The following is a 25,657-nucleotide window of genomic DNA, read 5'->3' on the forward strand; positions in this document are numbered from 1 at the left end:
CAATTATAAATACTTTCGGAGGCGAGTGAAGATATGAAAAATATTTGGAATTGGGCTGGCAACTACAAGTATAGTACCTCTGAACTCCATACTCCCACAAGTGTGGAGCAAGTACAGGAATTAGTGGCTCGCAGTAAGCAAATAAAGGTGCTTGGCACACGGCACTCGTTTAATAGCATCGCCGATTGTACCGAAATCCTTCTTTCGCTTCAGAACATTAACCGTGTGGTAGACTTAGATACTGTAAAAAATAAGGTAACTGTTGAAGCAGGAATCCGGTATGGAGAGCTATGTGAACATCTTCATAACCATGGCTATGCGCTTCACAATCTGGCGTCGCTTCCGCACATAACCGTTGCTGGTGCATGCGCTACGGCAACGCATGGTTCTGGTGATCGGAATGGCAATCTTGCTACAGTGGTTGATTCAATGGAAATTGTTCAGGCGAATGGGGACATGGCTGTATTCTCCCGCGAGCAGCAAGACATCGCAAGTTCAATTGTTGGGCTTGGAGGATTGGGTGTAGTCACTAAAATTACACTGGATGTGATCCCAACATTTCAGATGAGTCAGCATGTTTACGATAATCTGTCTCTAGTGCAACTAAATGAGCACTTTGACGATATTTTTTCCAGTGCTTACAGTGTTAGTCTATTCACCGATTGGAAGAATCCGAATTTCAATCAAGTCTGGCTAAAGCAGAAACTGACGGATCAAGTCTCTGATCAAGTGGCAACTGAGTTTTTCGACGCGCAATTAGCAACTTCACCACGGCATCCAGTGCCAGGACACACAGCAGAGAATTGCAGCGAGCAGATGGGCATCGCGGGACCATGGCACGAGAGATTGCCGCACTTTCGTATGGATTTCACTCCGAGTGCTGGAGAGGAACTGCAAAGCGAGTATTTCGTGCCGCGACAAGATGCCTGTCAGGCATTGAATGCGCTTAATGGCATACGGGAGTATATCTCACCGCACCTTTATGTTTCTGAAGTTCGTACCATCGCCAAAGATAATTTGTGGATGAGCCCTAATTACAATCAGGATTCAGTTGCTATTCATTTTACGTGGAAACCGAATTGGGAGGCAGTCAAACAAGTGCTGCCGATGATCGAAAAGCAACTTGCGCCGTTCCGGGCTCGTCCGCATTGGGGGAAGCTGTTTACCATGCAGCCCGATCAGTTGAAGCCGCTCTATGAGAAGCTGCCAGACTTCCGACAACTGATGCTTCAGTGTGATCCACACGGTAAGTTTCGTAACGACTTTTTGAATACATATTTGATGGAAAAATAGATTACACATGACATTTCGATTGCTCAACAGGCGAATCGGATTGTGCGGTTTCGTGATGGACGGTTGACATTAGATGATATCACCCTTAATCATTGTCCATTGCACTTGGAATTGTTCATCTAACAAGACAAGATCAGCGTCAAGTCCCGTGGAGATTCTGCCTAGGGTATCAAGGCTTAATATTCGTGCAGGTGTGGTTGAAGCCATTTGAACCGCGTCTTTTAAAGAAATGCCGGTTTCAACAGTTAGACGCAGTGCCTCATTCATCGTAACCGTACTGGAGGCTAAAGTCCCGTCCTCTAGTCGAGCTACACCGTCGGAAACCGTAACATGATGGCCACCAAACATATAATTCCCATCACCTAGTCCCATGGCTTGTAAAGCATCTGTGATAAGTACCATGCCATCGGGTCCTTTCAAACGATGCATCATTCGAACGATCGCAGGATGCAAATGAATGCCATCCACAATCGCTTGAAGGCTTACATGTTCTTCTTCAAAAGCGGCTACAACCAGGCCTGGATCACGATGATGAATCGGACGCATGCCATTGAAACAATGCGTTACGTGACTCGCTCCGGCTTCAAAAGCTTGCTTTGCTTCCTCGTATGTGGCGTCTGAATGCGCAACGGCGATTATGACGCCCTTTTCTTTCAGAAAAGAGATGAGCTCCATCCCGCCAGGTAATTCTGGAGCTATTGTAACCATCTTAATCAGTCCATCTGCTTCGTTAAAAATTTCTTTCATTTCAGTAAGATTCGGATGTCGTAAAAACCGTTCATTTTGCATACCTTTACGCTTCGGATTCAGGTAAGGACCCTCTAGATGAAGACCGGCAATTTTTGCCCCGACTTCATGCCCGATGACACGTTTCACACTGCGAATCATGGCTAGTAATTCTTCAATTGTAGAGCTAACAGAGGTAACCAGAAACGAGGTGCAGCCCGTTTTAGCACAAGCCCGCGAAACCTCTTGAATACTCGCCTCACTGCCATCCATCATATCGAACCCGTTAGCACCGTGGATATGCACATCGATCATTCCAGGTATCAATAAATGTCCTTGGCCATCCATAAGTTCATATTCGCCCTCGGGAAGAGAAGAAAGACCACTTTCTAACTTTTCAATAATTCCGTTTCTTATCCAAAGTGTGGCAGGTAGAACGAGGTCGTCTGGTTCAACCACATATACGTTGTGCAAAATTTTAAGACTCATCTTTGTTATCCTCCTCGTATTTGTCTTTCTCCTCACATTCAATAATCGCTATATTTTTATTATGGAGTACTTCTCTTATTTCATTAGGCACCTCTTGATCGGTAATCAAAATATCCACAAAGTCAAAATCTAAACGATAAACCGATTTGCTTGTAAACTTCGTGAAATCAGCCACAACGATTACCTGATCTGATCTGCGGGCCATTTCTTTTTTTACAGAAACATCATCTTCGTATGGAAAGTAAAGCCCATCAGTTTGTATAGCTGTAGCTCCGATAAATGCCTTATCAGCTCTCAATTCTCTTAGCTTATCGATGACGGAGGGACCATATAATAACCGATTTTTGGTATGTAAATAACCGCCGAGCACATAAACTTGCAGATCCTCCCGACCTGAGAGAATCCCCACAATGTCTATGGAGTGTGTGATAACCGTAATATGGTTAGCAGAAATTTGTTCTGCTACAGACTGTACCGTTGTTGATACGTCTAAAATGACTGTTTCCCGATCATGAATTAGTTTAGCTGCTATCTTCCCAATTTTTCTTTTACTGTCTGTTTCGTCTATTAACCGTTCCTGATAGGTGGCTATTTCCTTCTTCAATTGAGGCAAAGCGACGCCTCCATGTGTACGAATAACGACCCCTTCTTGCACTAATTTAACAATATCTCTTCGGGCTGTATCCCTTGATACATCTAGAAGAGAGCAGATATCCATAACACTCATCGCATGGTGTTCATTAATATAGTCGAGTATTTTTAGCAATCGTTCTTCTTGGTACATCGTTATCACCTCTTGTAAGTAAGTTTATCATTATATTTAAGTATTTTAAATTAATTTTTAAGTATATATAAGTATTTAACGAGGATTCTATTTTTTTACTTTGATTGAGTAAATAAGTCATTTCACTATAGGATTGAAACGGATGCGCCAGCCATGTAAGATAAAGCACATACTTGTAGCAAGAGGAAAGGTACATCTATGTGGACTTATACCGTAAATCTAGTTCGTGATTTATCTCCCGGCGTGAAGCGGTTCATCGCAACCGAAAGCTTGTTTGGCATCGGAGTGGGCATCTTCAGCCTCATCCTGAATTTACATCTTTTGGACCTCGGCTTTTCCAAAGGTGACATCGGTAAAATAACGTCGCTTGGGGCGTTGACAATTGGCCTGGCCAGTCTGCCGGCAGGTTTCATTGTGAAGAGCGTTGGGCGCAAAACGATGCTCGTCACCGGCATGCTCATGGCATTCCTGTCGCTCGCGCTATTCGGCTTTGGAACCAGCCTTGGCGCGGTTACCGCCGCGCAGCTCATCTGGTCGCTTGGGATTACAGCGATCGTGAACTCCGAAATTCAGTTGATCTTCCAATATTGCCGCAGCAAGAAAGAAGAGACGAGCGCGTATTCGTTGCTATTCGCCGTATTCACATTTTTTACCGGCCTCGGCACATGGCTCGGCGGCTACCTGCCGGATTGGATGCCAGGGCATACCACGTTGTACCAGTTTGCATTCTTCATTGCCGGCGGATGCTTGGCGCTCTCAGGCATATTACGGGGATTGCTGCTTCCATCTACACATGCAAGGGTGAAAAATGCTACGGTAACAATGGCCAGCGGCATTCAAACAGCGAAACCTTCGGACCGGCCGAAGAGAAGGCATGCCGTGTATTTTCTGCTGATGCTTTCGCTGCTTATTTTCATCTCTGGCTTTACGTACGGGCTGCTTAGCCCGTTCCTGAACGTCATCCTGAAATTCCGGTTTCAGATGGAGGACGGCAGCATCTCCGGTTTGCTCGCGTTGTCCGGATTTTTCTTTTTTATCGGATCTATCGTAATGCCGTATGTCGTAGAGAGATGGGGCAGCCGCAGCACGTTCGTCTTCCTGTTTCTGTATAACATGTTTGTCGTGGCGTTGATGGCGCTCGCCATGCCGGCCTTCATATTTGCCGTACTACTGCTCATTCGCGGGACAGGCTTCACGATGCTAAACAACTTGCTGGACAGTGAATGCATGTCGGCAGTCGCCGAAGAAGACCGCAACTTGTTCGCAGTCATGCGGACAGTATCGCGCAGCATCGGCAACACGATCGCCTCTTATTGGGCGGGCTATATTTTGGCTGGAAATCATTATTCGCTGCCCTTCCTTCTTACGGCGGTTGCCATACTTGCGGGGTATGCCTTTTATGCGTGGTTCGTACAGGGCATGCTGGATAAGAGACTGCAGGGACAGTCTTGACGCGGCCGCGAATGTCAGCCAATCGTAAGGAATGATCGCGGCATAACGAGTGGACCGATAAAAATGTGTTAGATATTGAAAATGATGCATTGTACCGGAGGGAAGAGTCCAATCTAAATCTATCAATCATGCATCTACTATCGTATCAACTAGAAAGGTGATGATAGATTTGAAGAAAAGCACACTCCAGCTCATTCGCAAAGCCGAGATCAAGCTGGGAAAAAAATTCACCAAGCGTACCGTCGTGTTGAACATCAAGAAAGCTGTTCGGGTAACGCAACTGGGCGACGGCTTTGCCCGGTTTCAATTCGCGCCGATTACCGTCGCTCCCTTCAGTTTCCGGAGCACGCCAATCAACGGAAACGCCTACAACATTATTAGCGGCTCTTGGATTTTTTCCGGTAATCAGCAAGGGTATTTGCTCGACAACTACTCATCCTCTGAAGACAGATGGTTCTTCACCGCCTGGAACCCGACAGCGGTTTCCAGAACAGTCACTTACGCCGTTATTGCCAAATTGAAAATGTAATGAAGAAAGCGCCTGTTCGGTTTATCCGGACAGGCTTTTGGTTGACATGAATAAACGGGAGGATTAACTAATGAGTGAAATCTGAAACGGCAAATTACGAAAATAAAAAGGATAAATTAGCGAAAATGTGGAATATTCAAAGGGGTATTCCCGAGGTAGATACATATGTTATTTCACTTATCTTAACCCATGGGAAGTCGGTGATCTCATCAACATAGGTTCAACCCATCTTGTAACCGCTTACTTGGAATGCTGCATTTTGAGATCAATTCCTGAAGGGAGACACTTATGAAAAAAAACAGGTTCAACCTGTTGGCCAAATTGTTAATTTCCTACATATTGGTGCTGCTGTTTCCCGTCATCGTTATTCTATTCTACTATTACCCGAATTCAACGGAAGTTGTGAAGCAAAAGGAAATGGACTGGAACGCTCATGTCACCGCACAGTTCATGAACTCGATGGATATTTTCACCCGTTATGTGTATAACCTCCCGTCGGAGCTGGTGAACAACCAGGAGATCAAGTTGTACTTGGCTGGGGACGACGATTATCAAAGAGTCGTCATTGCAAACGAAATGCGGAAATACAATGCGACGGATGCATTCATCGACAACACCTTCTTGTATGTTAAAAGCATCGGCTTTTTGTTTGCCAAGACAGGGAATGCCTACAGTATTCACGATTTCGAGAGTCCAGGCGTCGGGTATTATTACGAAAATTGGCCGCATAAAGCCATGTTCGAGGAATTGAACAACTTGACTTCACCAACGGTACGGCCGGCGGAAAACGTCATCGTATCCGGCAATAACCGGACGCGAATGTTGACTTTCTTATCGCCGTTGCCGTTAGGCGGACTCAACTCGCCCGGTACAGTTCTCATCATGGTGAAGGAGGAAACGATTATCCGGCTGATGAAGTCGGTTTCCGAAGCGTTTACTGGTGATTTCTTTATTTTTGACCCAAAGGGAAATCGTTTGGTCGCTTCAAACGAAACCTCCTACAGTAATTCGAGTGAATTTAAAGATTTGGTGTCCGGCTTGGGTGAACGTCGGTCTGGATCAGGTATTTATCAGATCAACGGCAAATCTTTTATCGTTTCGCACGAAGTATCGGATAAAAATGCCTGGAAATATGTTACTCTGATGGCTGTGTCTGAAACGTTGCAAGATATCCGATTGATTCAGCGTAACACCGTCGTTCTTTTTATTCTGATTTTATTACTCGAAGTGATCGTCATCTATGTGTCCATCCGTAAAAATTATCATCCGATCAAAGGTTTGGTCCATTTCGCTAAAAACCTGTTTACGCTAAGAGAGCCGAGAACCATGAACGAAATCGATACGATAAGGTATGCGCTCGATCAACTTTCCTCCGCCAACAGCAGTCTGGACGAGAGGGTAAAAAGCACGCTGCCAGTCATGCGTGATAATCTGTTGTTCGAGCTGATATGCGACCGTTACCCGACATGGGATGCGTTTCAAAAGGAGGCCGATCCGTATGGAGTTTGCTTCAACTATACTCAAATTATGGTTGCTGTCCTTTCTTGCGAAACAAAAGAAGGCGGCATCGAAGCGATTGCTGAATATTGCCGGATGGAGGAAAACAGATTGCCAGAAGGACTTCAAGGGTACTTCTTCAATAGCATATATAATCAAGAGATCGTCTTTGTTGGTTCCCACAACCCGATCTTTCAATTAAAGACGTATCTCTGCGGTCTTCAGCAGGAGCTGCTCGAACGGATCGGCATACGTACGCTGATCGGAATTGGAGCACCGGGACAATCCCCGGAGGGGATTCACCTCTCTTATTTGCAGGCCATTCGCGCTGCCGAGCATCTTCGGGTACGGAATCATTACTCGGTTCTTGTTTTCGACGAAATCGAAGTCCAGCAAACCAGCGCAGTTTCCTATTTTGCAGAACAACTGCAATCGCTTGAGCTGTTAATTTTAAAAAACGACTTTTCCGCAATTGAATCGGTTATGGAGCGCATCATCGCCTATATCGGGCACGACGGTACTCCACCGCATATGGTCAGAGCTGTTTATTTGAACACGGTCATCGTCATATTCAACGGATTGCAGCGTTTCCGGCAGGGCGACCCAAGCTTGCTGCAATTGACCAGCGTCTCTTACCTTCATCGTTATACGACCCGGCAGATGATCGATATTATGCGTGAAAGCTGCTGCAAGCTTTGCGATCTCATTCGCAGCTCACAGCCAACTTCCAGGACAGCGTCACCGAATGACATCCTTGCGTTCATTGAAGGAAATGGCATGCATCCTGAATTTTCGCTGCAGCTCATTGCCGATCATTTTAACATGTCGATTTCGGGCTTCAGCTATCACTTCAAGAAAACGATGGGACAAAATTTCAAGGAATATATCGATCAACTTCGTATTCAAAAATCCATCGCATTACTTCGAAAATCAGATGAAACGCTGGAATTGGTCGCGCAGCAAGTCGGCTATTCGAATACGTCGAGTTTTATTCGCTCCTTCAAAAAAGTAGTCGGCATTACGCCGGGCCAATACCGGGATTCAAACAAATGAAAGGAAGCTACCCGTTGAAGACAGCGTGGTAGCCGTTTTTTTTTTTTCGTAAAGATTCATTTTTTGAAGATATGCAATTTTTGAAATCTGTCTGTAAGACGTATTTGCAAGTATTCTCCATTACCGAAGTTAAGCGTTTTCAAAAAATGGGGATTCATCAAAAACTGATCGTTTACGCCTCCTCGAACGAAGATTAAAGTTAAGGTGGAATCGGCAAGGATTGTGCATAACCAATACTTTTGAGGGGTGACGGCAATGCGTAAAAAGTTAGCAGTTATACTATCGTTGTTTATGGTTTCTGCCGCAGTAATGGCAGGCTGCAGCGAATCCAGCTCCAAAACCGAAGGAACTAGCGACACTGGTTCGGGAAATGCAGGTAAAAGCGGTGCCAAGGTACAATTAACGGGCATCATGGTCAAACACCCGCTGACAAAACCGCTTGCAGAAATGGAATGGCTGAAAAAAGCGGAAGAAGAAGCAGGCGTTGAAATCAAGTGGCAAGAGATTACGGCAGACTGGGGACAGAAAAAGGGTACCATGCTTGCCAGCGGTGATGTTCCGGATTTATTTGTTGGTCCTAATGTCATTACAGACGCCGATTTTGCGCAGTTCCAAGGCCTGTTCCAAGATTTATCCGATTTGGTCAACAAAAACGCTCCGAATGTGCAAATGATGTTTAATGCTAAACCCGAAACAAAAGTCATTGCCACGCAGCCTGATGGGAAAATTTACGGTTTGCCCAAATACCAACGCTTTTGGCCCGCTTCTGCTACAAGACAATTTATTAATAAAAAATGGTTGGACAATCTGGGATTAAAAATGCCGACTACGTGGGATGAATTATTTAACGTGCTGGTCGCATTTAAAGAAAAAGATGCTAACGGCAACGGCGATTTGAACGATGAGATCCCCATGGACTGGCCGGGAGGTATCGGCGGATATTTCAATCCTGCAGTTCTCCTGGGGAGTGAGGGCATTACATTATCCGATGGAAGCGGCCAAGGCTATTATGTGGAAAACGGGAAAGTGAAAAACTTCCTGATCGACGAACGTTTTAAAAACTTGGTTGTATTTTTGAACAAATGCTACGCAGCCGGGTTGATTAACCCAGAAGTATTTACGCACGATTACACGAAATACCAGTCGATTGCCCGCGGCACCGGAGATACAGCGAAGGTCGGCTTTACATGGGGTTGGGTCGCATCGGACAGATTCGGAGACCAGGTAGCGCCGCAATATGCGTCGATGTCCCCCTTAAAGAGGTCAGCAGATTCTAACACGAAACTATCTTGGAGCTATGATTACAACTCCCTTAACTTTGGAAGCAACATGGTAGTCATGTCGGCGAAAACGAAGAATAAAGACGCGGCAATGAAATTCATCAATAACTTGTATGATCCTAAAGTCAGCATGCAGGTCTTGTTCGGTTCATTAGGTCCGAATATCAAGGATAATGGAGATGACAGTTATAGCGTACTACCTCCGACAGATTCGAAAATGGATCCTGGAACATGGAAATGGACATCATCTATGGCTGATAACGGACCTATGTATATTGCTGATGCTTTAAAATTGAATCTCGGCAAAGATATGAGCGAGGTTCTCACACAATCCGAACCGCTGAAGAGCGCTCTGAGTGTAAGTACGAAGACCGACGTCTATCCTAACTTGTTTATCAAATATTCGACTGCGGATAATAACACATTAAGTCTGAACAACACGAACCTCATGAATTTGGCGAATCCCAAATTTGCGCAATGGGTTACGAAAGGCGGCATTGACGCTCAGTGGGATGCTTATGTGAAAGAATGCCAGAAAGCCGGTTTGCAGCAAAATATCGAGATTATGCAAAAATACTACGATAGCTTTATGAGTAAGAACAAATAAAATAGCATGATGATAGATGCTATGCTTCCTATGCGGACGGTATAGCATCTATCTAAAAGGGAGAATGCCTGGATGAGCTCTCAAATAAGTGAAATCGACAAGCATACGGACAGTATCCGATTAACTAGAAAACCAACCGTTGTAAGCACATTCAAACGCGACCATCAATTGTGGATCATGATTTTTCCGGCAATCGCTGTCATATTAATTTTTAATTATGTGCCGATGTACGGCATTCAACTCGCATTCCGGGACTATGATTTTTCCAAGGGCCTTACGGGAGGAGCATGGCACGGACTCTACTATTTTAAACAATTTATGAACAGCTATTTGTTTGCCGATTTAATGAAAAATACGTTTACCATCAGTTTGGCGTCGATTGTTCTCGGGTTTCCCGCTCCTATTATTCTGGCATTGATATTGAATCAGATCAGAAGAAAAAAAGCAAAACAAACCTTGCAAACGACGGTGTATTTACCCCACTTTATTTCGACGATCGTTCTGGTCGGGATGCTGAACGTTCTGTTGTCGCCGGAAACCGGCATTGTTGGACATTTGATGAAGTCCATTGGTATGGGCGATGTTAACTTGCTAGCTTCTACAAATACATTCATGCCTGTCTATGTGCTTTCTGATATTTGGCAGCATTGCGGATGGAACAGCATTATTTATTTAGCTGCGCTTTCCACGGTCGATCCGCAATTGTATGATTCTGCCAAAATTGATGGGGCCAGCAGATGGCAAACGATACGTTATGTGGATATACCTGCTATTGTTCCTACGATGATTATTTTGTTTATCCTCAGCATGGGGAATGTGCTTGGCACCGGCTTTGAAAAAATCTTTTTAATGCAAAATGCGTTAAATCTCCCTGTTTCCGAGGTTATTGCCACTTATGTATATAAGATCGGTATTGTATCTAATCAATTCAGTTACTCGTCGGCAATTGGTTTGTTCAATACTGTCATTAATTTTATTTTCTTGATTGCCGTGAACGCCATCTCGAAGAGATTTTCAAATATGAGTCTATGGTAATTGGATGTAGAAGGGGGGAGTGGAGTTGAGTCTATTAAGCAAGAATGGTAATGAAATCATATTCCGTCTTATTCTATTTGTGCTATGTGTCTTGATCTTTTTAATCATTGCATATCCGTTGTACTTTATCATTATTGCATCTGTTAGTGACTCTACCCTTGTTTCAACCGGTCATGTCTTATTTCTACCGAAAGGCATCAGTTTTTTTGGATATCAGGAAATTTTTAAAGACGCAAGAATTTGGGTCGGTTATCGAAATACACTTGTATACACATTGCTCGGAACTTTTGTGAATTTGCTGTTCACTTTACCGGCAGCCTATGTGCTTTCAAGGAAAGAATTTAAGGCTAGACGTCCATTAATGTTGATCTTCGTCATTACATTGTTTTTTAACGGGGGTTTAATTCCAACTTACTTATTGATAAAAGGTCTGCACTTGACAAACACGATGTGGGTTTTCATTTTGCCATTTTCCGTTAATGTGTTCAATCTCATTATTGCACGAACGTTTTTTGAAACGTTGCCATCGGAATTGTATGAGGCAGCTGCTATGGACGGTTGTTCTCATTTCAAGTATTTTATCCAGGTGGCTATGCCCTTGTCCAAAGCGCTAATATCCGTTATCGGCCTTTACTACTTGGTCGCGCACTGGAATGATTTCTTCACGGCTTTAATTTATATAAGAAATAATGAGCTGCAGCCGCTGCAAATCATTTTAAGGGATATTCTTTTATCGAATCAGGTTTTTGCCAGTGGAGCAGGCGTTGGCGGCGATGCAGGTGGTTATGCGCAAAGATATGCCGATCAAATCAAGTATGGTGTGATCATCGTATCTACGCTGCCAATTTTAATCCTATATCCTTTTATCCAAAAATATTTTGAAAAAGGCGTATTGATTGGCTCTATAAAAGGCTGAGCGTGGGAAGTGATTGAATTGTTTAGAAGAAAGTATAGAACTAGGCGTTTGCCTCCCAGAGACATACGTCCAATCAAGCACTTTGTACCGCACATATGATTATACCGTAGTGAAAAATCACCGAGGGGAATGAGTAAACATGAGTGGAGTAGGTTATGGTGAGGGTTATGGTATGGGCCGCAACGTAGCATTTATCTTGGTTCTTTTTATTCTTTTAGTTATCATCACATCAGCTTTTGTAATTTAATTTTCCTTCATCCAACACAAAACATATTGAGAAAAATAAAGACGGTCCTATCGCGAAATAGATGCGATAAAGGCCGTTTTTTCTTTTTGTCGAACATCTACAATAAACGAAAACAGGACCGTGCGAGTCGGTCTGATTTATCTGCCTATTTTAAGCCTATAGTTAACTTAAAGTAACTTAGTTTAAATTTATTCACTCCTTCTCATGACAGAAATGATTATCTATAATTGAAAATGTTAGGTGATCGGAGGTGAATGACGAATGATTTACGAATTGAGAATTTATACGATTCTTCCAGGAAGAATTGATGCGATTCGAAAGCGCTTTTCCAATCATACGTTTGATATTTTCGCCAGACTCGGCATGCAGGTGTGTGATTTCTGGGAGGATGATTTGGAAGAGCAACCCAAGCTATATTACACAATGAAGTACGAAAGCATGGAAGAACGGACAAGACAGTGGGAAGCTTTCTCGCAGGACAAGGAATGGAACGAAGTGAAACAAAAATCCGAGCAGGATGGAAAAATTGTTGAACGCGTCGAGCAGATTTTTATGAAACGAGCGGAATATTTTAAAGGATAGATAGGAAAATGTGGAAGTAGGAGGGGTTATACTCATGAAATATCGTAAACTTGGCAAGAATGGTCCAGAAATTTCAGTTATTGGCTTCGGCTCTTGGGCAATCGGTGGAGGAGGCTGGGCCAGTGCTTGGGGCAACCAGGACGATGAGCTGTCAACTGAAAGCGTGCGAGTTGCTTTGTACAATGGGATCAATTTTTTTGACACTGCGGCCGTCTATGGTTTGGGCCATTCAGAGGAAGTTATCGGGAAAGCGTTGAAGGGCGACCGTGACAAAGTGGTGTTGGCGACCAAATGCGGTCTGGTTTGGGACGAGAATAAAAACATTTCCAAGAACGGAACCTACGACTCCATCCTTCGTGAAGCGGAAGCATCCCTGCGTCGTCTCGGTACCGATTATATTGATTTATATCAAATGCACTGGCCGGATACGGATGCGAATGCTCCTGCGGAAGAGACGATGCATGCCATGGATAAGCTAGTACAAGATGGCAAAGTACGTTATGTAGGCGTAAGCAATTACAATGTTTCGTTATTGGAAGCGTCGCTTTCCGTAAGACATGTTGATTCTCTTCAGCCGCCTTATTCCATCCTGAGGCCTGCCGTTGAGAAGGAGATTTTGCCGTTCTGTCTGGAGAAAGGAATCGGCGTCGTTGCCTACAGCCCGCTAACTTCAGGTCTCTTGTCAGGAAATTATACCTACGACACTAAATTCTCAGATGACGATTGGCGCTCCCGCAACGCTGCACATACCGGGGAGGGTTTGAGGAAAAACGTGGACCGCGTAGAGAAGCTGAAAGTTATCGCGAGCCGGTACGGCATGACCATGCCACAGCTTGCTATCGCATATGATCTCGCCCATCCGGCTTTGACCAGCGCTCTTGTAGGCGTTCGCAAGCCGAGTCACATCTTAAGCGTACTGCCGGCCGTCGATCTGACTTTGGATGAGGCTACACTTGCGGAAATTCGCAAAATAGCTGTCGAATAAAGGAGAGTCTATATGAACATTGATTTGAGAGGTCAAACAGCGCTGATTACCGGGGCTTCGGGACAGCTTGGACGTGTCATGGCCCGAACATTGGCTCTATGTGGAGCGGATATTGTTATTCACTACAATCAGAATGAGTTGAAGGCAGCCGAGTTACAGGCTGAGATCGAAGGTATCGGGCGCCGTGCTGTTACTGTTCAAGCCGATGTGACCAAAGCGGAGGAGGTCACTGCGCTGAAGGAGCGCGCGCTCGGACTTACAGGGGCTGTAGATATTGTTGTTGCAAATGCCGTTGTACAGTACAAATGGACATCGGTACTCGATCAGCCGATAGAAGACTACATCAGTCAGTTTGAATCGTGCGTTATACAAAGTGTACTGCTCGCAAAGGCATTCTTACCAGACATGGTGAAACGCAAAAAGGGCAGGGTTATCGGTATTAATACAGAATGCTCCATGCAAAATTTCCCTTCCCAATCCGCTTATGTGAGCGGCAAACGGGGGATGGACGGGTTGTACCGGGTACTGGCAAAGGAAGTCGGCGAACATCAAGTGACTGTTAACCAAGTGGCACCGGGCTGGACGATCAGCGATAAGGATCGGGAAAACCTTACGGAACGCCAAGAGTCATATGAAAGCCATGTACCGTTGAAACGCCGTGGCACCGATCAGGAAATCGCCAATGTGGTAGCGTTTCTGGCATCTGATTTGGCGAGTTTTATTACGGGAGCATTTATTCCCGTGAACGGCGGCAACGTAATGCCGACGATATGAAATAAGGAGCTAGATTCGATGAAAAAGAGAATAATCGTGACAGGCGGAAGTGGAAAAGCCGGTAAATGGATTGTGAAAGAGTTGGTTGAGCAGGGGTATGAGGTATTGAATTTGGATTGGAAGCTGCCGGAAGAACGCTTGTGCAAGACACAGATTGTAGATTTGAACGATTTGGGTCAGGTTCACAATGCCTTATCGCAATTCAGTGTCAGGGATAGACAACCCGTGGAAGCGGTGATTCATTTCGCAGCGATACCGGAAGCGTTTATTTATCCGAATGATGTGACATTCCGGAATAATGTCATGAATACGTATAACATCTTGGAGGCTGCAGCTAACCTCGGTATCCGCAAGGTGGTACTCGCATCCAGCGAATCATCATACGGTATCGTGTTTGCAAGTCAATTTTTCGCGCCGAATTTCCTTCCTGTTGATGAAAGCCATCCTCAGTTGTCGGAAGATAGCTACGGATTATCCAAGATGGTTAATGAAATAACAGGGGAAGCTTTCCATCGAAGGACAGGTATGCAGGTTATTTCCTTCCGTCTTGGAAATATTTTGGAACCCAAGGATTACCCGCGAGTAAAGCAGACTTTCGCAAATCCAGAAGAACGAATTCGCATTCTTTGGAGCTATATTGATGTCAGGGATATGGCAGTAGCCTGTAGATTGGCTGTGGAGAAAGATGGGCTTGGTGCACAATCACTTATTTTGGCAGCTGACGACACTTCATCCGATCTGTCTAGTGAAGAGCTGATTCGTAAGTTTATGCCTGAGCTTGCTGAATACGTCCAACATTTGCCTGGACGAGCCAGCTTTCTATCGAATGCCAAGATCAAAGAAGTTCTCGGCTGGAAACAGCAGCATTACTTCATGGAACAATAAACGCCTCTAATGCAAAAATGAAATCTTAAGAAACGGGAAAAATAGTTGAAGAAGTAGGGATTTTCGCTTGGAACAAAGGCCATAACCTAAAGGTTAGGTCTTTTTCATCGTATTGTCACCAAGTAGACGAACTGTTAAAATGATAGCGTTACCATAACAAGCAAGGAAAGGGAGATGGAGATGAAGAAAACATGGTATTACCGTTTGCTTTTTTCTTACATGCCGGTCTTCCTTTTAATCATTTCGTTTCTGTTTTTTATTTTTTTTCAAATTTTAAGCGAGCGGGCGCAACAGGATGCGGCCAGCGTTTACACAAGCATCAATAATCAGTCGCTTCAGACAGTGGAGCAGACACTGCAAGCGATCGATCATTTAATGGTGATCAAACAAACGAGAAATAATAATCCTTCCGATTTTAATATGTTGGACTTTTTCAATCAGAGGGGCCAGCCTTCAACCTATTTCACCTACCAGGTGACCCAAGAATTCAATAATATGAAGCAGCTGAACCCATTCATTCATTCCCTATATCTCGTACGTGATAGCGATGGTTATGTACTCAGCTCAAATACAGTCGCCCCGCTGCAGTCTTTTGCCGATCGCGAATTTATTCAAGGACTGATGAAGGATACTTATTCTTATCATTGGACGGATAAGCGGCTGTTCAAAGAGTTTGGAACGTCAAGAATGGAAGCAGTAGTCTCCATAGCGCGCAAGTATGTAACGAGCTCGGGAGAAAGCGGCCTCATGGTAGTAAATGTGTCGATCAATGCCTTGAATCAGCTGATCTCTAAAAGTCTGGATCAATCGGTCAGTTTTGTTACGGTTACCGGCTCGGAAGGCATGAGTTTGTTTCCGGAGCGCGAGGATAAAGAAGGAAATCGGAAGGTCATGTCAACGATTGTATCGGAATATACAGGCTGGACGTATAAAAGCGGCTTAGTGAATGGGAATAGATTTTCTATTGTCCAAGTGTTCTCGGGAATTTGGTTTGTTTTTGCCGCAGCTGTCGTTTTGATCGGGTTATTATCGATCCTTTATATGACGAACCGGAATTATAAGCCGCTTCGGGCGCTTATTTCCAAATTGGATGAGATGTCGCAAGCAGGCGCGGCCCAAAGCGGCAATAAAGATAATGAATTTCACTATATCGAGACAACGTTTCATTCGCTCGTTGAACGATTCAATGTGTTTAAGTCGCAGTCGGATCAGAATGTTAATTATCGTAAAAAGTCCATCTTCCTTGAGGTTATGAACGGCTCCAGATCGTTAGCGAACGAGGAATGGATTAACGAGCTGGAGAGGCACGGCTTCAAAGGCGGGTTCAAAAAGGCGGCGGTCCTGGTCGCTTCCATTGATAAATATTCGGAAATCCGCAACCGGTTCACGGATCAAGATCTTATTTTATATCGCTTCATCATTCAGAACATGTATACGGAGCTTGTCCAGAAATCGTCCCTTCGCAGCTGGACCGAGTGGATCAACGATAAGGAAATGTGTGTCTTCATTTTTACGCAGGAGGACATTCCTAACGAATTATTCGATAACATCAAGCCGTTCACGGAGCATGCGCTTACCTGGATCCGCAACAATCTGCCTTTCACGGTAACTTTCGGTGTAGGTCAAGTGACAGAGACAGTGCCTCAGCTCAAAGACTCCTATAAGTCTGCCATCGAAGCGATTAATTACAGGTTCGTACTTGGGAATGACCGCGTGATCGGGTACTGGGAGACGGCCAAAGAATACGAGGTTGAGCTGTATTACCATCTTGAACGGGTTCGCAGTATGGTGTATTCGTTTCGGATGCTGGAGCCGGATTGGCGGATCAAATATAATCGGATTTACACGGAAATCATTGCGAATAGGCTGAAGCGGGACGATATTGTCAATTTGCTACATTACTTATCTTTCCACTTGTTTGAACATATTCACGGCCTTGTACTAAACGATGAGATCGTGCATACGAACAAAGCGATTATGAAGGATGTTATTGAGCAATTCGAGACAATTGAGGAAGTACAAGATCAGCTGCTTGAAATTATGGAGAAACTAGAATATGTCATGTCGGAGAAAGCCCGTAATGGAAGCGAACATGTCATTGCGCTTGAAATGAAGCAATATATCTCCGACCACCTGTCAAATCCGGATCTGTCGCTTGTTCATCTTAGCGAGCAATTCGGTATCCCTTCAAAAAATGTCAGCTCATTGTTCAAGGAGCAATTCGATATTAAGTTTATTGATTATCTGATCAACCGCAGAGTCGAGCTTGCCAAACAGCTACTGACGGAGACGGAGTCCAGTATACAAGAGGTTGGGTATCGGGTAGGTTATTTGAACCCTGTATCATTTAACCGTGTTTTCAAGCGATTGGTAGGCGTGACACCTGGAGATTACCGGAAAGAACGCAATTGTTAATAGCGGAAAATTGTTAATCGTTACGTCGGATTGGGTCATTATGGCCTGATCCGATTTTTGTTTACCGCCAGAAACATGTAAATTGCAGGGCTGCTCTCGGGTGGGGTATAGTTGCCCCATCAACAACAATCGTCTCATGGAAGGAGATGGGTTCAAAATGGCGGAAACAGCCAAACTGTCATCTGCGTCAAAATTAAAGAGCAGATCTTCAAGCAGCACGCTATTGGGCGGATCGCTTAAAAAGATGCGGCGGCATTGGCAGCTTTATCTATTAGTTTCACTGCCGGTTGCTTATTTCATTCTTTTTAAGTATGTGCCGATCCTAGGCGTACAGATCGCCTTCAAGGATTTGAATCCGATCAAAGGCATTTGGGGCAGCCCATGGGTAGGTTTTAAGCATTTTCAAGCATTTTTCGAACACCCGAATTTTTGGCTGCTTATTAAGAACACCTTGTATTTAAGCTTGTATTCGTTAGCGGTTGGTTTCCCTGCTCCGATTTTACTTGCGCTCATGCTGAATGAGTTGAAGAATGGTTTGTTTAAGCGTTCTGTACAGATGATTACTTACGCTCCCTATTTTATCTCTACGGTCGTTATGGTCTCGATGATTATTTTGTTTCTGTCGCCTAGAATTGGCGTTATCGATCATATCCGGACATGGCTTGGATTAGCTTCGATTAACTTTATGGGCAAACCATCCTTGTTCTCGACCATCTTCGTTCTCTCCGATGTATGGCAGTTCATGGGGTATAGCGCAATCATCTATATTGCAGCCCTTGCCGGTGTGAATCCACACTTGTATGAAGCGTCAAAAATCGATGGGGCGACCCGGTTGCAGAAAATCATTCACATCGATATCCCCAGCATTATGCCGGTTATGGTGCTGCTGCTCATTTTGAACATGGGCCATCTGCTCAGCATCGGGTTTGAGAAGGTGTATTTGCTGCAGAATCCGCTGAACATTGGAGCCTCGGAAATCATTTCGACTTACGTATACAAAGTCGGTCTCGTTCAAGCAAATTACAGTTTTTCATCGGCGGTTGGGTTGTTCAACTCTTTCATCAATCTTATACTGCTTCTGTTTGCCAATTACGGGGCAAGACGAATTACGGGATCGGGGTTGTTCTGACATGGAAAAAACAGTCAAAATCAAAGAACCGCTTGCGGATAAAATTTTACTCTCGCTCATTTATGTCGTCCTGTTCCTTATCCTTGTCATTGTGCTGTACCCGCTTATTTACATCGTCAGCTCTTCGATCAGCTCCCCGCAGGCAGTAGTAGCCGGCAGAGTTTGGTTATTTCCCGTGGAGCTATCTTTGAAAGGGTATAACGCTGTTCTGAATAATCCGCGCATTTGGTCAGGCTATTACAACTCGCTCCTTTATACGGGAATCGGGACACTTATCAGTGTATCTTTAACGATCGCACTCGCCTACCCGTTGTCCAAACGGACCTTTCATGGAAGAAAGCTCCTTATGTACATGATCATGATCACAATGATTTTCAGCGGTGGGTTGATTCCTTACTATTTGACCGTGAGGGATTTGGGATTGATCGATACGCGCTGGGCGCTGCTGCTTCCGCAAGCGGTAGCCGTATGGCAGGTTTTTATTGCGAAGACGTTTTTTGAAGAAACGATCCCGGAAGAATTGAATGAGGCTGCCCAACTCGATGGCTGCAGCGACTTCAAATTTTTAAGCTCGATTGCGCTTCCGTTATCCAAACCGATCATTGCTGTGCTTGTACTTATGTATGCGATTGCAAACTGGAACGCGTATTTTGATGCACTCATCTTTCTGCGAAAGCCGGATTTGTTTCCGCTGCAGCTCATATTACGGGAAATATTAATTCAAAATTCGGTAGACAATACAATGATGGTTGATGTGAGAACAATGGAAGCCAGACAAGGGATGAAAGATCTGTTGAAATTTTCGCTGATCGTCGTCTCCAGTTTGCCGGTACTTATCATATATCCATTCGTTCAACAATATTTCGTGAAGGGGGTAATGATCGGTTCATTGAAAGGATAAAGGAAATACGCTTACTAGAATAGAACTGTATGTGCAATCATCATTCAGGAGGGTGTCGATATGGGAAAATTATGGAAAGTAGTTACTTATACGGCTCTAACCGCAGCCTTATTGCTCAGTGCTTGTTCGAATGACGGCAGCGAAAGCAAAGGACAGGAAGCCGGCACAAGTCCAAACGGCGGAGACGGAGCACAAAAGCCATTAACGATAAGCGCGTTTATTAACCAATCGCCTAACCTTACAACCTTAGACAATCCGTTTACGAAGCAAGTTGAACAGAAAACGAATGTGAAGCTGAATTTCGTCGTCGGACCTCCGAACGATAACAACGACAAGCGCAATGTTCTGATGGCAAGCGGAGATTATCCGGAAATTTTCCTGAGCGGCAACTTCGCGCCTGCGGATCAGATGAAGTACGGCAAGCAGGGCATTTTCCTTCCATTGAACGATCTCATCGATCAGTACGCACCGAATATTAAACAAGTATTCAAGGACCGTCCGGATCTGAAAACGGCGGTAACGTCTTCGGACGGGAAAATCTACGCCATGCCGCAAGTGAACGAATGTTATCACTGCTGGTATTCCCAGAAGCTGTGGATCAACCAAACGTGGCTGGATAAGCTTGGGCTGAAAATGCCGACGACGACAGAGGAATATGCGAACGTGCTGCGCGCCTTCAAGACGAAAGACCCGAACGGCAACGGTAAAGCGGACGAAGTGCCGCTGAGCGGGGCATTGAATACATGGCATGGCGATTTAACCGGCTTTCTCATGAACGCGTTTATTTATAACACCGGTGACGGACAGCCTTATTCTTATATCCGGGTGAAGGACGGCAAAGTCCAGCTTTCAGCGAGTCAGCCGGAGTGGAGAGATGGTCTCCGTTACATGAATTCGCTATATAAAGAAGGTTTGATCGATCCGCAAGCTTTTACGCAAAATCAGGAAGGCTTGCAGCAGCTCGGCAACAAAGCAGGCGAGACCGTTCTGGGTTCATTCACGATCGGCCATGTGCAAATGGCTGTTGGCGCCACTGACCCGCGGAATAAAGACTATACAGCGGTCCCTCCGTTAAAGGGCCCGAATGGCGTACAGTTATCTGGTTTTTACAAATCCGTAGGCAACCAGGGCCGTTTCGTTATTACGAATAAAGCGAGCAAAGAAAAGCAGATTGCGGCCATCAAAATGCTCGACTATTTATGGACCGAAGAAGCAACCAGAGGTCAAGAGTTTGGTGTAGAAGGACATACGTGGAAAAAAGCTGACGAAGGCCAGCTAAATGTCAATGGTAAACCTGCGAAGTATCAGGTAGACCCGAAATATCGCAGTGAAACCATTCATACCGACGGTTGGGATCAAGCCGGTCCGGATTTCCGGCCTCGTGAGCGCTTTGAATCTCAAGCGGTTTCACAGGATATGTATTCACCGGATGGTTACGAGCTGCGTTTGGTGAAGGAAACGCAGAAGTACGACGGCTTCCAACCGAAAGAGCAGAATTTCTTCCCGATTGACATTTTTATTAGCTCCGAGGAAGGCGAAGCGGCCGCTCAATTAAAGGCGACGATCGAGGATTACGTCAAATCGAATATGCTTCAATTCATTACCGGAGATAAAAACATCGAGAGCGGCTGGGATACTTATATCAAAGGATTTGACGGTTTGAAGCTGAATGATTACTTGAAAATTTTGCAAAATGCTTATGATGCCGATCGCAAAAAAGTAAAATAATCGGTTTAGAAGCATGTACGGAAAAATACGGCCAGCGGCAGAGTGCTGCAGGCCGATTGTATAAGAAAGCAAAGGATGTGCCGTATGGAGCCAAATCTGCAATCCCAAATCGTGAATCCGATTCTGAGTGGGTTTAATCCCGATCCTTCGATCCTCCGCGTGCAGGATGATTATTATATCGCAACATCAACCTTCCAATGGTTCCCAGGCGTGCAGATTCATCATTCACGCGATCTCGTCCATTGGAGACTGCTCACGCGTCCGCTTGAACGGGCAAGCCAGCTTAACATGCTGGGCAATCCGGATTCCGGCGGCGTGTGGGCGCCATGTCTAACTTACAGCAATGGGACGTTTTATCTCGTATTTACGGATGTAAAAAGCCATGCGGGCGCTTATAAAGATACGCACAATTATGTCGTCACCGCTAGCGATATAATGGGGCCTTGGTCCGATCCTGTGTACTTGAACAGCAGCGGCTTTGATCCTTCGATGTTTCATGATGACGACGGGAAAAAGTGGCTCATCCATATGGCATGGGATTATCGCAAAGACCGTGATCCGTTTAACGGCATATATTTGCGGGAGTATTCGGAGAGTGAAGGGAAGCTGGTCGGTCCTTCACATCTCATTTATACAGGTTCCAAGCTTGGTTTGACGGAAGGGCCCCACATTTATAAGAAGGATGGCTACTACTATTTAATGGTTGCGGAAGGCGGAACGAGCTATGAGCATGCCGTTACGGTGGCGCGCTCCAGGCAGTTGACGGGTCCTTATGAGACGGATCCGCAGACGCCGATGCTCACGGCGGTTCATGCTCCGAATTTGACGCTTCAGAAGGCCGGTCATGCCAGCTTGGTTCAAACGCAAAGTGACGAATGGTATATCGTCCATTTATGCGGGCGGCCTCTGGATACAGAAGACAGAAGGTGCAACTTAGGCCGTGAAACGGCGATTCAACGTTGTGTTTGGAGCGAAGACGGATGGTTTCGGCTATCCGGGGGAGGAAGTGAGCCGCGCGATTTCGTGCAGCCTCCATCGCTGCCGGAGCATAAGTTTCCGAAGTCTCCAGACAAGGACGATTTCGATGGAGATAAACTGAATATCCATTGGCAGTCGTTACGCCAATCGTTCGCCGAAGATTGGATCTCACTTGCCGAACGTCCTGGTTATCTAAGACTCAAAGGGATGGAGTCGCCAAATTCACGATTCAGGCACAGTCTAATCGGGCGACGCCAGCAATCGTTTCGCTGTGAAGCGGAAACGGTCGTCGAGTTTGCTCCGGATTCCTATCAGCAGATGGCCGGCTTGATGTATTACTACAATTCGCAAAATTACTATTACTTGCGGTTAGGTTTTGATGAGAGCCTGGGAGCGAACCTCGGCATTATTGGCAACGATCATGGCGTATATCAGGAGCATACGGAGAGGCTCATACCGGTTGCGGTACAGAAGCCCTGCTATTTAAAGCTGAAGCTTAACTACAGCGAGCTGCAATTTTATTATTCTGTTAATGGGACGGACTGGCTAGCCATTGGTCCGGTGCTGGATGCCAGTAAAATATCAGATGAATATGCGACGCATCTGGTCGACGGTTATTTTACGGATTGGGGCTTCACCGGAGCGTTTATCGGGCTGTGCGCCCATGATTTGTCAGGCGGCCGCAGACATGCCGATTTTGATTATTTCACCTATTCGGAAATGGAAAACTGACAATGGAGAGATGCACGTGGAGCAGATGAATGAAACGTTAAAAGGCCGCCATCTTGTGTTCGTAATCGGAGAAGATGAATATGCGTCGGAAATCACGATCCCGCTTATCGCTCAAGAGGCTGAGCATATGCATGGAGCTCAAGTGACGGTGTTATCCGCGCATCCGGGACCAGCTGAGCCAGCGAATATTCCAGGACTTGAGGCGCTTCAAACGGCAGATCTCGCCGTATTCTACCTGCGGTTTCGGCAGCTGCCGGAAGAGCAGTTTGGTTATATACGAGCATTTCTGGAAGCGGGGAAGCCGGTAATCGGCTTGCGCACCAGCACGCACAGCTTCCAGTATCCGGAGGGGCATCCTCTGGCGCGCTGGAATGACGGCTTCGGCATCGATGTGCTTGGCGCGCCATGGATACGGCATTTTGGGCATTCGTCTTCGACGGATGTTTCCCTCGCCTGGGGGGCTAGCGAGCATCCGATTCTGAGAGGCGTGCCGACGCATTTCTCATGCCGCTCCTGGCTGTATCAGGTACTGCCCTACCCTCCAGAAGGAGCAGCGCTGCTGCTGAATGGACATACAGTAAATCCAGAGGATAACGGCTGGTCGTATACGGAAGATACACCGAGGGTGCAACCTGTGGCATGGACACGTACACATTTCGGAGGCGGCCGCGTCTTTACGACGACGATGGGGCATCCCGAGGATTTCGAGCAGCCTGCTTTTAGAAGATTGTTATTGAATGGCATCCATTGGGCTGTCGGAGCCGAACATTTAATATCGGAAGGAGAATGAGGATGAAAATTGCGGCGATTACCGGCATAAGGCAAGCGGAGTTGGTAGAGAGAGAGAAGCCGGCACTCAAGGAGGGCTGGGCGCTCGTTAAAGTGCATGCAGCGCCGATGTGCGCGGAATATAAAGGGTTCGTTCACGGCCATACATCGGACTGCCTAGGGCATGAAGCGGCCGGTGAAGTGGTTGAAACGGCGCCGGGCAGCAAGGTGAAGGTTGGCGACCGGGTCGTCGTCATGCCGCAGTATCCTTGCGGCGAGTGCGAGCTTTGCCTAGCAGGCGATTTCATCTACTGCGAGCACAATATGGATCATTACGAGCCGACGATGACCCAGTATATTTCCAAGCCATCCTGGATGCTTGCGCGTATCCCGGATGGTATCACTTACGAGCAGGCTTCGCTGGCCTGCTGCGGGCTTGGCCCTTCTCATGGCGCGTTTTCGGCAATGGGAGTGGATGCCTTCACGACGGTGCTTATCACCGGGCTCGGGCCGGTTGGCCTCGGAGCGATCGTCAACGCGAAGTTTCGCGGGGCAAATGTCATTGCGGTCGAGATGAATCCGTATCGGGTACAGCTTGCGAAAAAAATGGGAGCTGACAGTATCATCGATCCTCGTGAACTCGATGCGGTGCAGCAGATCAAAGCTTTAACCGGCGGCAAAGGGCCTGACTGCGGTCTTGACTGCTCAGGCGTCGTTTCGGCTCATCGGCTCCAGATTGATGCGGTGAAGCGCAAAGGTAAAGTCGCTTTCGTCGGGGAGTGCTTTACGGAGACTCCGATTAAAGTTAGCGACGACTTGCTCCGCAAGGGCATCCATCTGATTGGATCGTGGCATTACAATATGAACGAATTTCCGCAGCTGATGAAAGTGATCGAGCAGTCGCCGTTAACCGGATTGCTGATCTCACATACGTTTCCAATGAGCCGCATTCAAGAAGCCTTCGAAGTGTCTGCCTCACAGCAAAGCGGCAAAATAATTTTAAAGCCATGGGAGTGAGCGATTGATGAAGATCGGTATGAATTTGCTGCTGTGGACGGATCAGCCTAAGCCTTCCGAGCATTTAGCATTGCTGCAATCTATCAAGCAGTGGGGCTTTGACGGGATTGAATTGGCTGCCGACAATATGGATCCTGCGGATGCGCGCGCTTTTGGCATGATATTGAAGGAACTGGGCCTCGGCTGCACCGCAATCGCCGCACTTGATGCAGGCTCGGCGGATCCGGCAAGCCGGGACAGAGCGCTGCGGCAAGCCGCGCTCCAAACGCTGAAGCGGGCGATCGACAACACGAAGGCTTTGGGGGCGGAAGTGCTGTGCGGGCCATTATTTCAAGGGCTGGGACGATTTACCGGTCAGGCTCCGCAGCAGGATGAGTGGGATTATGCCGTCGAAACGCTGCGCGTGGCGGGTGAATACGCGGGATCGGTTGGCGTGAAGCTAGCGCTGGAGCCGATTAACCGTTTCGAGATGTATATGGTGAACACGCTTGCAGATGGGGTACGGTTTGTGAAGCAGATCGGCTTGCCTAACGTTGGCTTACTAGCGGATACGCATCATGGCAACATCGAGGAACGCAATGTGCCTGAAGCTTGGCGTCAGGCGGCGGCACACATCGTGCATGTCCATATTTCAGAGAATGATCGCGGAGTGCCTGGCAGCGGTCATGCGGTACCGAAGGAACTATTTGATGTGCTTACAGAAATCGGTTATGACGGTTGGCTCACCATAGAAGCATTCGGGCAGCAGGTTCCCGGACTGATCTCACGCCTCCATTTGTGGCGGGATTATGCGAACCATCCGGACGATGCCGCTCGTTTGGGCGTTCAATATATTCGGCAGCAATTAGGTTAAGG

General features: G+C 46.1%; 22 protein-coding genes. 20 read left to right on the forward strand and 2 right to left on the reverse strand.

Annotated features, from left to right (window positions below):
- The first annotated feature begins 33 nt into the window (after positions 1-33).
- Positions 34-1,293, forward strand: a complete 1,260-nt coding sequence (locus AC58U0_RS10490; protein ID WP_497378947.1) for an FAD-binding protein — start codon at positions 34-36, stop codon at positions 1,291-1,293.
- A gap of 69 nt (positions 1,294-1,362) precedes the next feature.
- Here the strand turns inward: AC58U0_RS10490 and nagA are convergent, their stop codons facing one another.
- A complete protein-coding gene (nagA, locus tag AC58U0_RS10495; RefSeq protein ID WP_497378948.1) occupies positions 1,363-2,508 on the reverse strand; it encodes an N-acetylglucosamine-6-phosphate deacetylase in 1,146 nt (381 codons plus the stop codon).
- Positions 2,498-3,292 carry a DeoR/GlpR family DNA-binding transcription regulator gene (locus AC58U0_RS10500; protein WP_497378949.1) on the reverse strand — a complete coding sequence of 265 codons (795 nt, stop codon included), beginning with the start codon at positions 3,290-3,292 and terminating at the stop codon, positions 2,498-2,500. Before AC58U0_RS10500 ends, nagA begins: the two co-directional genes overlap by 11 nt.
- Positions 3,293-3,490: 198 nt before the next feature.
- On the opposite strand from AC58U0_RS10500, the gene AC58U0_RS10505 reads away from it, so the two are divergent.
- The 19 genes from AC58U0_RS10505 (at position 3,491) to AC58U0_RS10595 (ending at position 25,655) form a co-directional block, all read left to right on the forward strand.
- Positions 3,491-4,744, forward strand: a complete 1,254-nt coding sequence (locus tag AC58U0_RS10505; RefSeq protein ID WP_497378950.1) for an MFS transporter — start codon at positions 3,491-3,493, stop codon at positions 4,742-4,744.
- Between the two features lie 160 nt (positions 4,745-4,904).
- Entirely contained in the window at positions 4,905-5,273 is a 369-nt protein-coding gene (locus AC58U0_RS10510; RefSeq protein ID WP_497378951.1) for a hypothetical protein, read from the forward strand.
- 288 nt (positions 5,274-5,561) lie between these two features.
- Positions 5,562-7,823: an AraC family transcriptional regulator gene (locus AC58U0_RS10515; RefSeq protein ID WP_497378952.1), complete on the forward strand. Its 2,262-nt coding sequence runs from the start codon at positions 5,562-5,564 to the stop codon at positions 7,821-7,823.
- Between the two features lie 255 nt (positions 7,824-8,078).
- Positions 8,079-9,710: an extracellular solute-binding protein gene (locus AC58U0_RS10520; protein WP_497378953.1), complete on the forward strand. Its 1,632-nt coding sequence runs from the start codon at positions 8,079-8,081 to the stop codon at positions 9,708-9,710.
- A gap of 177 nt (positions 9,711-9,887) precedes the next feature.
- Positions 9,888-10,745: an ABC transporter permease gene (locus AC58U0_RS10525; RefSeq protein WP_497379166.1), complete on the forward strand. Its 858-nt coding sequence runs from the start codon at positions 9,888-9,890 to the stop codon at positions 10,743-10,745.
- Positions 10,746-10,770: 25 nt separating this feature from the next.
- Positions 10,771-11,661, forward strand: a complete 891-nt coding sequence (locus AC58U0_RS10530; RefSeq protein ID WP_497378954.1) for a carbohydrate ABC transporter permease — start codon at positions 10,771-10,773, stop codon at positions 11,659-11,661.
- 139 nt (positions 11,662-11,800) lie between these two features.
- Complete coding sequence (locus AC58U0_RS10535; RefSeq protein ID WP_497378955.1) at positions 11,801-11,908, forward strand: YjcZ family sporulation protein; 108 nt, start codon at positions 11,801-11,803, stop codon at positions 11,906-11,908.
- 261 nt (positions 11,909-12,169) lie between these two features.
- Positions 12,170-12,490, forward strand: a complete 321-nt coding sequence (locus AC58U0_RS10540; RefSeq protein ID WP_497378956.1) for an NIPSNAP family protein — start codon at positions 12,170-12,172, stop codon at positions 12,488-12,490.
- Positions 12,491-12,524: 34 nt separating this feature from the next.
- Positions 12,525-13,475 carry an aldo/keto reductase gene (locus AC58U0_RS10545; RefSeq protein WP_497378957.1) on the forward strand — a complete coding sequence of 317 codons (951 nt, stop codon included), beginning with the start codon at positions 12,525-12,527 and terminating at the stop codon, positions 13,473-13,475.
- Positions 13,476-13,487: 12 nt separating this feature from the next.
- Positions 13,488-14,249, forward strand: coding sequence for an SDR family NAD(P)-dependent oxidoreductase (locus AC58U0_RS10550; RefSeq protein WP_497378958.1), 762 nt, complete (start codon positions 13,488-13,490; stop codon positions 14,247-14,249).
- An 18-nt stretch (positions 14,250-14,267) separates the two neighbouring features.
- Positions 14,268-15,134, forward strand: a complete 867-nt coding sequence (locus AC58U0_RS10555) for an NAD-dependent epimerase/dehydratase family protein (RefSeq protein WP_497378959.1) — start codon at positions 14,268-14,270, stop codon at positions 15,132-15,134.
- Between the two features lie 180 nt (positions 15,135-15,314).
- Entirely contained in the window at positions 15,315-17,549 is a 2,235-nt protein-coding gene (locus AC58U0_RS10560; RefSeq protein WP_497378960.1) for an AraC family transcriptional regulator, read from the forward strand.
- Between the two features lie 157 nt (positions 17,550-17,706).
- A complete protein-coding gene (locus AC58U0_RS10565) occupies positions 17,707-18,678 on the forward strand; it encodes an ABC transporter permease (protein ID WP_497378961.1) in 972 nt (323 codons plus the stop codon).
- Between the two features lies 1 nt (position 18,679).
- Positions 18,680-19,579 (forward strand): carbohydrate ABC transporter permease, encoded by a 900-nt coding sequence (locus AC58U0_RS10570; protein ID WP_497378962.1) that lies wholly within the window; start codon positions 18,680-18,682, stop codon positions 19,577-19,579.
- A 60-nt stretch (positions 19,580-19,639) separates the two neighbouring features.
- The gene (locus AC58U0_RS10575; protein WP_497378963.1) at positions 19,640-21,307 is read left to right on the forward strand and encodes an ABC transporter substrate-binding protein; all 1,668 of its coding nucleotides are present in this window, start codon (positions 19,640-19,642) and stop codon (positions 21,305-21,307) included.
- 84 nt (positions 21,308-21,391) lie between these two features.
- Entirely contained in the window at positions 21,392-23,017 is a 1,626-nt protein-coding gene (locus AC58U0_RS10580; protein ID WP_497378964.1) for a glycoside hydrolase family 43 protein, read from the forward strand.
- A complete protein-coding gene (locus AC58U0_RS10585; protein WP_497378965.1) occupies positions 22,974-23,807 on the forward strand; it encodes a ThuA domain-containing protein in 834 nt (277 codons plus the stop codon). Before AC58U0_RS10580 ends, AC58U0_RS10585 begins: the two co-directional genes overlap by 44 nt.
- The gene (locus AC58U0_RS10590) at positions 23,804-24,802 is read left to right on the forward strand and encodes a zinc-dependent alcohol dehydrogenase (RefSeq protein WP_497378966.1); all 999 of its coding nucleotides are present in this window, start codon (positions 23,804-23,806) and stop codon (positions 24,800-24,802) included. Before AC58U0_RS10585 ends, AC58U0_RS10590 begins: the two co-directional genes overlap by 4 nt.
- A gap of 7 nt (positions 24,803-24,809) precedes the next feature.
- On the forward strand, positions 24,810-25,655 hold the full coding sequence (locus AC58U0_RS10595) for a sugar phosphate isomerase/epimerase family protein (protein WP_497378967.1): 846 nt from the start codon (positions 24,810-24,812) through the stop codon (positions 25,653-25,655).
- The last annotated feature ends 2 nt before the right edge of the window (positions 25,656-25,657 follow it).

Source organism: Paenibacillus sp. J31P190 (assembly GCF_059692075.1).

Bases quoted from the DNA above. Each gene is read 5' to 3' on its own strand.
- AC58U0_RS10510 (WP_497378951.1), top strand. From the start codon at position 4,905: ATGATAGATTTGAAGAAAAGCACACTCCAGCTCATTCGCAAAGCCGAG.
- AC58U0_RS10545 (WP_497378957.1), top strand. From the start codon at position 12,525: ATGAAATATCGTAAACTTGGCAAGAATGGTCCAGAAATTTCAGTTATT.
- AC58U0_RS10555 (WP_497378959.1), top strand. From the start codon at position 14,268: ATGAAAAAGAGAATAATCGTGACAGGCGGAAGTGGAAAAGCCGGTAAA.
- AC58U0_RS10515 (WP_497378952.1), top strand. From the start codon at position 5,562: ATGAAAAAAAACAGGTTCAACCTGTTGGCCAAATTGTTAATTTCCTAC.
- AC58U0_RS10520 (WP_497378953.1), top strand. From the start codon at position 8,079: ATGCGTAAAAAGTTAGCAGTTATACTATCGTTGTTTATGGTTTCTGCC.
- nagA (WP_497378948.1), bottom strand. From the start codon at position 2,508: ATGAGTCTTAAAATTTTGCACAACGTATATGTGGTTGAACCAGACGAC.
- AC58U0_RS10550 (WP_497378958.1), top strand. From the start codon at position 13,488: ATGAACATTGATTTGAGAGGTCAAACAGCGCTGATTACCGGGGCTTCG.
- AC58U0_RS10505 (WP_497378950.1), top strand. From the start codon at position 3,491: ATGTGGACTTATACCGTAAATCTAGTTCGTGATTTATCTCCCGGCGTG.
- AC58U0_RS10525 (WP_497379166.1), top strand. From the start codon at position 9,888: ATGATTTTTCCGGCAATCGCTGTCATATTAATTTTTAATTATGTGCCG.
- AC58U0_RS10560 (WP_497378960.1), top strand. From the start codon at position 15,315: ATGAAGAAAACATGGTATTACCGTTTGCTTTTTTCTTACATGCCGGTC.
- AC58U0_RS10540 (WP_497378956.1), top strand. From the start codon at position 12,170: ATGATTTACGAATTGAGAATTTATACGATTCTTCCAGGAAGAATTGAT.
- AC58U0_RS10585 (WP_497378965.1), top strand. From the start codon at position 22,974: ATGCCGATTTTGATTATTTCACCTATTCGGAAATGGAAAACTGACAAT.
- AC58U0_RS10570 (WP_497378962.1), top strand. From the start codon at position 18,680: ATGGAAAAAACAGTCAAAATCAAAGAACCGCTTGCGGATAAAATTTTA.
- AC58U0_RS10535 (WP_497378955.1), top strand. From the start codon at position 11,801: ATGAGTGGAGTAGGTTATGGTGAGGGTTATGGTATGGGCCGCAACGTA.
- AC58U0_RS10500 (WP_497378949.1), bottom strand. From the start codon at position 3,292: ATGTACCAAGAAGAACGATTGCTAAAAATACTCGACTATATTAATGAA.
- AC58U0_RS10590 (WP_497378966.1), top strand. From the start codon at position 23,804: ATGAGGATGAAAATTGCGGCGATTACCGGCATAAGGCAAGCGGAGTTG.
- AC58U0_RS10595 (WP_497378967.1), top strand. From the start codon at position 24,810: ATGAAGATCGGTATGAATTTGCTGCTGTGGACGGATCAGCCTAAGCCT.
- AC58U0_RS10565 (WP_497378961.1), top strand. From the start codon at position 17,707: ATGGCGGAAACAGCCAAACTGTCATCTGCGTCAAAATTAAAGAGCAGA.
- AC58U0_RS10575 (WP_497378963.1), top strand. From the start codon at position 19,640: ATGGGAAAATTATGGAAAGTAGTTACTTATACGGCTCTAACCGCAGCC.
- AC58U0_RS10580 (WP_497378964.1), top strand. From the start codon at position 21,392: ATGGAGCCAAATCTGCAATCCCAAATCGTGAATCCGATTCTGAGTGGG.
- AC58U0_RS10490 (WP_497378947.1), top strand. From the start codon at position 34: ATGAAAAATATTTGGAATTGGGCTGGCAACTACAAGTATAGTACCTCT.